The sequence below is a fragment of the Undibacterium sp. genome (assembly GCF_030683615.1).
GTDB lineage: Bacteria > Pseudomonadota > Gammaproteobacteria > Burkholderiales > Burkholderiaceae_D > Undibacterium > Undibacterium umbellatum.
On the sequence record NZ_JAUXQE010000035.1, the window covers coordinates 273442 to 284359 of the forward strand.

Below are 10918 nucleotides of genomic sequence, written 5' to 3' on the forward strand. Positions count from 1 at the left end.
AAACAACAGGTAAACCATTGCGTACACTCTCTCTCCGACAGATTCTTATTTTCGGCGTTGTGGTTGGCATCGTATTGCCTGCGATAGTTCTGGGACGTTTCCTGGTACAGGACAGATACGAGCGTGAATTGCAATTGCGGGTACGCAATCCCATGTCGCAGTACGCCGATATGCTGGCGCGTGGCATGGCGGTGCCCGTCTGGACGCTGGACAAGGCTGTCGCCAATCAATTCATACAGGCCGTCATGCGCAATCCTGAAGTGGTTAGCGTTGAAGTGCTGGATGAATCCAAATCCATTTTTGCTCACAGCAGCAAGTTCAAAACAGCCGATGCCAAAGTCTTGCGCGAAGAGCGCCCGATTTTGCTGGAAACGAAGGTCATCGGCAGCGTCAAGTTGGAACTGACTACTGAGCATATAGAAAAAGAGCTATGGACTGACTTTCTCAAGTTGGGCATGGCTTTGCTGGTGCAGGTAGTGTTTTCATTTATTCTGATCTGGTTATTGTTCGAGCGCCGCATCGTCAGACCCATCATGGAATTGCAACTGGCAACGGGCCGACTTGCGCGCGGCAAGCTGGATCAGCCGCTGGAATGGGGGCGGCAAGATGAAATCGGCAATCTGGCGCAGGGACTGGACAAAATGCGCCTCAATCTCGGTAGGCTGATCACCGAGCGGGAAGCGCAAAACATAACCTTGCAGCAAGAACTCAATGAACGTCTTCGTGCAGAGCAAGCCTTGAAGGTGACAGAAGAAAAATTCATTGGCATCTTTCAGGCATCTCCTGTCGCCATGACGGTACTGCGTAAAGCCCAGCATTACAGCATGATCGACGTAAATGACGCCTGGGTCAGGCAATTCTATTGGTCACATGATGAAATTCTCGGTGATAGAGAAACCCAGAAGGCACTCTGGCGTAATGAAGACGATTTTCACGAAATCCTGCGTATCGTTGAACGCGATGGTGAAATTCATGACTATGAAGCCTGGTTGACTTGTGGTCAGCAAGAAAAAATCATTCTCTGCCAGGTGTCGGGACGTATGATACGTCTTGGCAACGAGCCTTTGATTATCCTTGTTCAGGAAGATATTACTGAAAAACGCCAGAACGAGCAGGAAATTCGCAATATGAATACCACGCTGGAGAGAAGGGTGTCCGAACGTACCCAGGCACTGGAAGCTGCCAATAGCGAATTGACCATTGTCCTGGAAAACCTCCAGCGCGCCCAGCGGGAATTGCTCAGGACAGAAAAAATGGCAGCGTTGGGCTCTCTGGTCGCCGGGGTTGCTCATGAGCTTAATACGCCTATCGGAACCAGCGTCACTGTTGCCAGCACCCTGGCCCAGCATACGAATGATGTGATGGTCGAGTTTGAAAAAGGCATGCGCCGTTCTGTACTCGAAGAATACCTGAGAAACGCCAAGACGGGAGCTGATTTGCTCTTACGTAACCTGAGCAAGGCGTCAGAGCTGGTGATCAGCTTCAAACAAGTTGCAGTGGACCGTACCAGTGCCAATCGCCGTGTCTTTGCACTTGATGAGATGTTGTCTGAGCTCATCGTCACGATGGGACCGACCATACGCAAAACACGTCATGACATTACCCATTACGTACCGCCCAAGCTGATGATGGACAGTTATCCCGGCCCACTCGGTCAGGTCATGACCAATTTGATCAATAATGCATTTATCCACGGTTTTGAAGGCGATTTTCGCGGCACAGTTACCATTTCTGCACGTGCTCTGGATGACGATTTTGTGGAAATCACCGTACGTGATAATGGTAGCGGCATACCAAACGTCAACCTGGGCCGCATTTTTGATCCTTTCTTCACGACCAGACTGGGGCAAGGCGGAAGTGGCCTGGGTTTGAATATTGTGTATAACCTGGTAACCGGTGTGCTGGGTGGCAATATTGTGGTCGAAAGTGAACTCGGCAAGGGGACTTGTTTCAAAATGAATTTGCCGCTGCAACCCAAAATGACGGACGATGAAACGGCTGTGCTTGAATGAAAGCAGGTGGTGTGACTAGTTGACTGTAGCAGTGAAAAGCGAATTGTCTGCCATGCGCGCGCCGACCATGACGGCGTTGCAAACGCTCGCAATAGTCCCGGTATCGCTGTGTATAGTTTGAAGTTCGGCCTTGCCCTGACTCGCCGGGCTCATGTCCTTCACGTCCGCTTTCACTGTTACAGCCCACTAGCCGCAGCAGGCATACATCTGATAAAGTCGCGCCATGACAAAACTAAGCTTAGATAAAATCCTGCAGTCGCAAGGATTTGGAACCCGAAAATATTGCCGCGATCTGGTGGAAGATGGCGAAGTCTCCATCAATGGCGAAGTGATACGCAGCGTCAAGACCAGTTATGAGACCCAGGGTTTGCAGTTTCATATTTTTGAAGAAGACTGGGAATTTCGTGAACGTGTCTACATCGTCCTCAATAAACCTGCCAATTTTGAGTGCTCTCGCAAGCCTAGTCATCACCCTGGCGTACTGACACTGTTACCCGAGCAATTCAGCTGGCGCGATGTGCAACCGGTAGGGCGACTGGATCATGATACAACTGGTATGTTGCTGATGTCTGATGACGGCCCATTTATCCACGCGCAATCATCACCCAAGCGCCATGTCCCCAAGGTCTACCAGGCGACGACTGCTGAGCCAGTGACGGAAGAATTGGTGAATCTATTATTGCAAGGCGTCAAACTGCATGATGAGCCAGCAGCTTTGGCCGCAGTGCATTGCCAAAAGCTGGGTGATAATCTGCTGGAAATCGTGCTGGAGCAGGGTAAGTACCACCAGGTCAAGCGCATGCTGGCGGCAGCGGGCAATCATTGTGCTGCCTTGCAGCGCACCGCCATCGGAAAATTGACCTTGGAGTCGCTGGGACTGGAAGAAGGAGAGTGGTGTTATCTGACACCTGAACAGTTGGCTTTATTGGTCCCTGCTTGAGCTTGCTTTGCTGTTTTTTCGTTTTTATAGAGGAAATCTTGCTATCTTCTGCTTAGTATGGATAATCTGAGCAGTTGCTATGGTTCTTAAACTGTAAAAAGGAGTGGACATGCCTGTCATCGCAATCGTCAATCCCAAGGGTGGGGTAGGAAAAAGCACAGTGGCCACCAACCTGGCTGGGTATTTTGCCTCCAGCGGGCATAAGGTCATGCTGGGTGACACCGATGTACAACAATCTTCACGCACCTGGTTGTCCTTGCGGCCCGAGAACCTGCCACAGATCCAGCCTTGGGATATTGCTGACCGCAATGTTTTGAAGCCCCCAAAAGGTACTACCCATGTGGTATTGGATACCCCGGCTGGCCTGACAGGCAGCAAGCTTGACGCTGTGCTCAAGTCAGCAGATAAGATCATCGTCCCTTTGCAAGCTTCTATTTTTGATATTTTGGCAACGGAAGAATTCCTCAAAAATCTGTCCCAGCACAAGAAGAATGGCTATCAGGTTGGGATATTGGGCATGCGTGTGAACACCCGCAGCAAGGCGGCCGAGCAGCTTGAGCATTATGTTGACCAGCTAGGTTTGCCAGTCCTCGGTTTCTTGCGGGATACCCAAAACTATATACAACTGGCTGCCCATGGGGCCACCTTATGGGATGTCGCTCCCTCCAGGGTGGAAAAAGATTTGCCACAATGGCAAGGCATACTGAGCTGGGTAAAGACTTGATCGCCCTTGCTTGGGTATTGTTTGATATTGCTTTTATATTGCTTTGATAAGTGCTTTCGTTAATTTATCTTAAAAAAGCTGATATCTAGTTCCCATAGTTGCTACTGCTCACTATAATGCCGCTTGCTTGAAGAGAAGGCAGAATTCTCTTTTCTTATCAAAGACTTACGGCATGCATCTTACCATTTTTGAAACTCCCATCATTAATACCATCATGCGCTGGCTATCTGTGTTGTGCCTGAAGCTGGCTGGCTGGAAGGTGGAGGGCATCGTTCCTGCCGAGCAAAAATATGTCTTGATTGCAGCGCCCCACACCAGTAACTGGGATTTTCCCATTACGCTGATGGTTTGTTTTGCCCTGCGCTTGCGGGTGTACTGGATGGGCAAATCCAGCCTGTTTCCGCCCGTTGTGGGCCACGTCATGCGCTGGCTCGGTGGTATTCCGGTAGACAGGGCCAAGTCCGGTAATCTGGTGCAAGGCACGGTCGATGCTTTTCATGCCAATCAAAGACTGACTGTTATCGTGCCGCCAGAGGGAACCCGCGGCAAAGTCACACACTGGAAGACAGGTTTTTATTATATTGCTCAGGGGGCAGGTGTCCCAATCGCACTTGGCTATCTGGACTTCAAACGCAAGGCCGGCGGCATCGGCAAGATGTTTACCTTAAGCGGTGACATTACTGCTGATATGGAAAAGATACGCGAGTTTTATTGTGGAATTTCAGGCAAGCACCCGCAGCAATTTGATGAAGGTAAAATACAAGCCAGAATTGATAAGTAGGACACCGATCAGGAAGTTTTTCTACAATATTTCTTAGAACCTGTTTAGGATCTGTAGCGATCGTCAGCGGGGTCAGGGCAACATTCAGGGCAACTTAAGCGCAGCGAAAGAAGCGGAAAGCACCCTAGTACATGAGCATTTTGAGCCGCACTGAACCCCGATAACGCACGCACAGTAAGATCGCAAACAGGCTTCTTAATGTTCCTGATGCACAGTCTTGTCCTGTGCTTCTGGTGCCACGTCAGCAATGGTCGCAGGCTGAGGTATCAATAACCAGTTCAAGGGGTTCAGGATAAAGCGTTTGGTCAGCATTTCGGCTTTCTCATGGGCGCATACCCAGGTGATCAGCATCGAGAGCAAGACCGATATTGCCAGTGCAATCGTATTTTCATATTTGAAAATGGCACGCAATACACCTGTCTCTTGCAGAATAATCAACGCCATGCCATGCCACACCAGCACATAGATAGAGCGCTTGCCTATGTTCGCCAGCCTTAGTTCTTTTTGCGCCAGCAAATACAGGACAGATAATCCTATCACCGTGGACGTTGCATATTGCAATAACTGATACATGCTGCCAGTCAGATTCGCCATTTCCAGCCTGTGCAGGGAATAACTGCCATAGAACCAGCGATAGTCGAAATCGCTCTTCAGGAGGAATGCACCGACGAAGGCAGTGATCACAACGGCGGCACTGAGCCACAGTTTTTCATTATTCTTGGCATTGAACACGTCTTGTCCAAGTTTCCATCCCAGTAAGAAGTAAGGGAAGAAAATCAGGGTGCGTGATATACTCAGGAAATAACCCGCATGCTCAGAGTAGCTGGCAGCCAGCGAGAGTGCCAATGCCAGCATGACACCAAATTGCATACGCGAAAACAAGGGCAGCAACAGGCGCCAGCATAACAAGCTCAACAAATACCACAACATCCAGTAAGGCGCGACCAGGCCGGCATAGACGCTGGCATTGCCTCTCAATAGAAATTCGGTCGTTTCATAAATAATCTCAAAACCGATCAGGGGCACCAGGACGGTAGATATGAGTTGCGTGGTATTTTTATCATCCCACTGCGCCTTGGAAAACATGCCAGACATCAAGGCGAACATGGGCATGTGGAAGGAATACACAAAAATCCAGACGGAACGCAATATATGATCTTCACCCACGTAGATTTCTATCAGATGACCAAAGACAACCAGAAAAATCAAGACGGCCTTGATATTGTCTATGCTCAGGTTTCTGACTTTGGGGATGGCGGGTGTGGTCATGCGTGTAATGACTTGCGGGGAATGCCGACATGATAGCGAAATCAGCAGTTGTTTTACACCCCTAGTTTGTAACGAAGCGTTCAATAGATTTTAGGAAATGCATAAAATAATGACAAAGTAGAAAACATTTCAGGGAATAGGTCTACATCAGCGGGAAATGAAGATGTATTCATTGACGCTTTATGAAATTGAGTAAAATAGCGTTATGCTAGGCCAGCTTTAAAAATTTCCCGTTAGCAATATAATCACTAGGTCGGCGCTGTGGCCTTTGGCCATATGCCAGCTCTATGAGGTAGTCATGTCTAAAGATAGGTCCAGGGCCAGTTTGCTCATTGAACAACTTGATTTCGAGGCTATAGATGGCAGCGAACCCAAGAAACCTGATCCTGCATTGGACTTTGATTTCGATGGAGATGCGGCTGAGGTGGTTGCTACGCCGCCGGTTAAGCCCAATGCACCTGCAGGTCCCGCACGCAGTACTCCACCTGCTCCGAATCGAAAGACTGCAGCGCTGGAAAAAAAATCTGGAAAAAAAAGCGCCACATCGGATCGGTTTGGGGTTTATGCTGCATTGATTGTTATGCTTGGCTTTGCCATTTTGCTGGCGATATTCTTTTACATGCGCAGTGTGACTGCGAATGCTGCCGGGCTAAGTTATTTTGAATTGCCGCAGCAAGTGGCAAATCTGAATGGCCAGGTAGTACGCATGCAGGTAACCATACAAGTCCGCACTGAGGACAAGGAATGGTTGTTTGAAAACAAAAAAGTATTATCCAATGTATTTCAAATCGAATTCGCCAAAATTGACCCTGACGATTTACATAGCGAAGAAGGCTTCGACACTGTCAGGGCACAGCTAAAATCAGGTCTCAATCAAGCCTTGAAATCTGACAAGATAGAATCGGTACTGATTAATGAGTTATTGATGCAAAACCGGGAATAACAAAGCTGCCGCATTGTAAATTCAAGACGTGCAATGGGCATACTGCATGTCTATCGGCGACTCAAAGTTCCCTGATGTATCTCAAAAGCTTGGTCAGAGCATGAGCAACGGTTTGCTCCCGCACAGCTTTTCTATCTCCTGCAAATACCAGCCTTTCGGTATGTGTGACGCCACCAACGACCCAGCCAAAGCAAATTGTGCCTACGGGTTTGCCGGGCACTGCCCCAGTCGGACCAGCAATCCCAGTGGTTGATAGTGATAGATGGGCTTCTGAATTGGCCAGGGCCCCCTGTGCCATTGCTGCTGCTATTTCTTCGCTGACAGCACCATGCTGTGCGATCAGTGCGGCTGGTATATCCAATAATTCAGTCTTGGAGGAGTTGGAATAGGTGACAAAGCCACAATCAAACCATTCCGAAGATCCGGCAATTTCTGTGATGGCGTGGGAAACACCACCGCCAGTGCATGATTCTGCGATGCTGAGAATAAGTTTCTTGGATTTGAGTTCTTCACCAACTTGTGTTGCGAGTTCTAAGGCATTTTGCATGATGTGTCTCCTGTCTGCTTGCACTGGCTTAAACTTATTCATGAGGCTAAAACTACTTTACCACCATGTCCACCAGAAAGTGAAGTAAAGAAACAAGACAAAAAGCCTGCTGACAGGAAACTAACAATTCCTGTTTGTTCCAGCAAAAGCAGCGCAGGTAAACGTAAGGGGAAACGCAATCGTGATATTGCCCACGACGTGCAAAGCAACGCAAGCAGCAAAAAAGCATTTCTGAAAAACCAATATCAGAGTATGATTTTTGATAGCAATGTGCATTCTTCCCCACGCCAAGGGAAGTTTGTTGAAGGTGTATCAATTTCCGGAAATAATGAGAGGCTAAGACCTCTTGTATCTACATCCCCAAAGGAGATGCCCTATGAAAATCGAGACTCTGTTTCAGCAGCAAAATGCTTTGCCTTCGATCCCCAAAGTCGTCCAGGAAGTCATAGACAGTTTTAATAATGATGATGTCTCCATAGACGAAATTGCCCGCAAGCTGTCTGCAGATCAGGTCCTGAGTGCAAAATTGCTGCGGCTGGCAAACTCCTCTTATTATCATGCCTCCAGAACGGTAGGCTCGGTTGACGATGCAGTGTTGATGCTGGGCTTCATGACCGTGCGTACACTGGTGGTCAGTAGTGGCCTGACTAGCGGTTTCAAGTCCATGCCTGGGGTGGATCTGAAGCAATTCTGGCGCTATAGCTTGCATACTGCCGTCGTCTCAAAATGGCTGGCAAAAAAAGTCCATTGCAATTCAGATTTTGCTTTCACCGTAGGTTTAATGCATGCCATAGGCCAATTGGTCATGCATGCGGGCATGCCTGAGCAAATGCTGCAAGTCGATAAAACTGCCGGGCCGCTGGATGCACGCAGACCAGATGTAGAGCACACCTCTTTTGGCTTTAATTTTTTTGATGTCGGTGCTGAGTTGGCTAAACGCTGGCGCTTTCCTGACAGTTTTGCAACGGCCATCAAAGCCTGCGCAGAACCATTGCAACAATCAGAGTTTGATCAGATAGGTGCTGTCGTACATCTGGCTTCCTGGTGCGCACGTGGAGAAGAAAGTCATTACTCAAAAGAAGAGCGCGAAGCGACCTTCCCAACGGATGTGGCAAAAAAACTAGGAATAAAACCAGAACTCATACTGGAGGAAATGCCGCCGCTCAATGAGTTGGCTGCAGGGCTGGAAGATTTACTAGGGTAAGACGCAGATGAAAAATGGCAAAAACCTGACAGGTTTTTGCCATTTTCATGCTCGCTACCTGATATTGTCGTTTATGATTGCGCCTGTATATCCAGGGCAACCGCCTCGGCGACCCTGATACCATCGACTGCGGCAGACAATATGCCGCCTGCATAGCCAGCACCTTCGCCTGCAGGAAACAGACCGCGGGTATTCAAACTTTGTAGATCATCGTCATTGCGCTTAATACGTATGGGCGAAGATGTGCGTGTTTCCACGCCAGTCAGAATCGCATCCTTCATGGCAAATCCTTTGATTTTTTTGTCAAACTCAGGCAGGGCTTCGCGTATTGCCGTAATGGCAAATTCAGGCAAAATTGTGGCAAGATCGCACAAGGTAATGCCGGGCTTGTAAGATGGCTCCACTGTCCCTAGTGCTGTAGACGGGCGGGCAGCCAAAAAGTCACCCACCAATTGGCCGGGGGCATTGTAATTTTGTCCGCCTGCTTCATACGCCTTCTCTTCTAGCGCCCTCTGTAAATCTATACCCGCCAACGGGTCGCCAGGATAATCAGCCGGGGTAATGCCCACCACGATGGCCGAGTTTGCATTGCGTTCATTGCGCGAATACTGGCTCATGCCATTTGTCACAACACGGCCAGGTTCAGACGTTGCTGCCACCACCGTACCACCAGGACACATGCAAAAGCTATATACCGAACGACCATTTTTGGCATGGTGCACCAACTTATAATCTGCCGCACCCAGTATCTTGTTGCCTGCATTGGGACCAAAGCGCGCCTTGTCGATAACAGACTGCGGGTGTTCTACCCTGAAGCCTATCGAAAATGGTTTGGCTTCCACATATATGCCACGATCAGCGATCATCTTGAAGGTGTCGCGAGCACTATGGCCGATCGCCAGCACAACATGTGCCGTTTCTATGTATTCATCGTCATTTAACTGCACCCCCTGAACCTTGCCATCGACGATATCGATATCCGTCACTCTTTGCTCAAACCGGATTTCACCACCAAGAGCTTCTATATTATGGCGCATCTCTTCTATCATCTTCACCAGACGAAAGGTGCCTATATGCGGCTTACTGACATACATGATTTCTTCAGGCGCACCAGCCTTGACGAACTCCGTCAGCACCTTGCGGCCATAATGCTTGGGGTCTTTGATCTGGCTATATAATTTTCCGTCAGAAAAAGTACCTGCTCCACCTTCGCCAAACTGCACATTCGATTCTGGCTTCAACTCACGTTTGCGCCACAGGCCCCAGGTATCCTTGGTGCGTTCGCGCACAGTCTTGCCGCGCTCAAGCACGATAGGGCGAAATCCCATTTCAGCCAGCAGCAGTGCTACAAACAGGCCACAAGGCCCAAAGCCGATGACAACAGGGCGCTTAAAAGGTTTATTGTTTGCGCGAGTCACAAATTTATAAGTGGTATCCGGCGTCTCCGACAATTTTGTGCGGTTCCTGTGGCTTGCTAGCAGAGCATCTTCATTTGTTGTTTCCACATCTATCGTGTAGATCAGTATGATCGCCGTCTTCTTGCGTGCATCGTAGCTGCGACGAAATACAGTAAAGTTAATCAGCTCGTTTTCAGTAATACCCAATTCCCGCAGCACGGCTGCTTTCAGCTCGTCTTCGGCATGGTCTAGTGGAAGTTGTAAATCGGTAATGCGCAACATAAATTCGGTCCGGATAGCACTAATGATAAAAATGACTCTCTTATATCTATATATATAAGAGAGCCCTTGCTTAGTGGTTTGATGAATCCGGTATTTTAACCGCATGTGCTTTCATATAAAGATTTCCTTGCATGGAAATTGATGCCGACTTAGCCGGTAGCGCTGTGCGTACCATCACTACAGAGAGTCGGGAGAAGCAAGTAAATAATTACCGCAAAGTGCTTGCACTGCAATCAGTAAGTTTGCTATAGTTCGCCTCCCGCTGAAGAGCGGGGCTGAAGAAAGTGAAGTAATTCTTGGTTTGAGCGAAAGAAATGACGCGAAAAGCTTGGTGTGTAAATAGCCTGAAGTAGTTGGGATTAAATCTAAAAGATTTAAACTGAACGAAATAAAAACAGGGTGTTGACAGATAAAAAGAAGTGCTTCATAATCTCGTTTCTCTGCTGCTAACGCACACAACGCTGCGATGCAAAACTGGATGAATAAGTAGTCCGGTGAAGTAGAAAAGATTTCAGTTCTTTAACAATTAACAGTCAATAAATGTGGGCACTTGGTGAAGCGCACCAAACAACTTAGGTTGATTGGAATGCTTAAATAATATAGCAAGTGTTCACAAGAAGTATAAAGCAAGACGGTGATTTAGAAATAAGTCACTGAACTGTCAGTATTTTGAGTGAGCGATGTGTCATGCGAATGACACAGACAGAAATGTCACAAAACAGAGATTAAACTGAAGAGTTTGATCCTGGCTCAGATTGAACGCTGGCGGCATGCCTTACACATGCAAGTCGAACGGCAGCGCGGGGCAACCTGGCGGCG

Annotated in this window: 9 protein-coding genes and 1 rRNA gene; 7 read left to right on the plus strand and 3 right to left on the minus strand. The window is 48.3% G+C overall.

The window, feature by feature from the left end; all coding sequences use genetic code 11:
- The first annotated feature begins 17 nt into the window (after positions 1 to 17).
- The 4 genes from Q8K39_RS18385 (at position 18) to Q8K39_RS18400 (ending at position 4457) form a co-directional block, all read left to right on the plus strand.
- The gene (locus tag Q8K39_RS18385) at positions 18 to 2012 is read left to right on the plus strand and encodes an ATP-binding protein (RefSeq protein ID WP_186953051.1); all 1995 of its coding nucleotides are present in this window, start codon (positions 18 to 20) and stop codon (positions 2010 to 2012) included.
- Positions 2013 to 2235: 223 nt separating this feature from the next.
- The gene (locus Q8K39_RS18390; RefSeq protein ID WP_305262490.1) at positions 2236 to 2952 is read left to right on the plus strand and encodes a pseudouridine synthase; all 717 of its coding nucleotides are present in this window, start codon (positions 2236 to 2238) and stop codon (positions 2950 to 2952) included.
- Between the two features lie 109 nt (positions 2953 to 3061).
- The gene (locus Q8K39_RS18395) at positions 3062 to 3676 is read left to right on the plus strand and encodes a ParA family protein (RefSeq protein WP_186953053.1); all 615 of its coding nucleotides are present in this window, start codon (positions 3062 to 3064) and stop codon (positions 3674 to 3676) included.
- Positions 3677 to 3848: 172 nt separating this feature from the next.
- A complete protein-coding gene (locus Q8K39_RS18400) occupies positions 3849 to 4457 on the plus strand; it encodes a lysophospholipid acyltransferase family protein (RefSeq protein WP_305262493.1) in 609 nt (202 codons plus the stop codon).
- Positions 4458 to 4652: 195 nt separating this feature from the next.
- Here the strand turns inward: Q8K39_RS18400 and Q8K39_RS18405 are convergent, their stop codons facing one another.
- The gene (locus Q8K39_RS18405; RefSeq protein ID WP_305262495.1) at positions 4653 to 5726 is read right to left on the minus strand and encodes an acyltransferase family protein; all 1074 of its coding nucleotides are present in this window, start codon (positions 5724 to 5726) and stop codon (positions 4653 to 4655) included.
- Between the two features lie 298 nt (positions 5727 to 6024).
- On the opposite strand from Q8K39_RS18405, the gene fliL reads away from it, so the two are divergent.
- Complete coding sequence (fliL, locus tag Q8K39_RS18410; RefSeq protein ID WP_305262497.1) at positions 6025 to 6669, plus strand: flagellar basal body-associated protein FliL; 645 nt, start codon at positions 6025 to 6027, stop codon at positions 6667 to 6669.
- A gap of 61 nt (positions 6670 to 6730) precedes the next feature.
- On the opposite strand, the gene Q8K39_RS18415 is transcribed toward fliL, so the two are convergent.
- The gene (locus tag Q8K39_RS18415; RefSeq protein WP_186953057.1) at positions 6731 to 7216 is read right to left on the minus strand and encodes a CinA family protein; all 486 of its coding nucleotides are present in this window, start codon (positions 7214 to 7216) and stop codon (positions 6731 to 6733) included.
- 376 nt (positions 7217 to 7592) lie between these two features.
- Between Q8K39_RS18415 and Q8K39_RS18420 the strand changes: the two genes are divergently transcribed.
- Positions 7593 to 8420, plus strand: a complete 828-nt coding sequence (locus Q8K39_RS18420; RefSeq protein ID WP_305262501.1) for an HDOD domain-containing protein — start codon at positions 7593 to 7595, stop codon at positions 8418 to 8420.
- A gap of 71 nt (positions 8421 to 8491) precedes the next feature.
- Here the strand turns inward: Q8K39_RS18420 and Q8K39_RS18425 are convergent, their stop codons facing one another.
- A complete protein-coding gene (locus Q8K39_RS18425) occupies positions 8492 to 10099 on the minus strand; it encodes an NAD(P)/FAD-dependent oxidoreductase (RefSeq protein ID WP_305262502.1) in 1608 nt (535 codons plus the stop codon).
- 727 nt (positions 10100 to 10826) lie between these two features.
- Here Q8K39_RS18425 and Q8K39_RS18430 point away from each other — a divergent pair.
- Positions 10827 to 10918 (plus strand): 16S ribosomal RNA (locus Q8K39_RS18430); the annotation flags it as partial.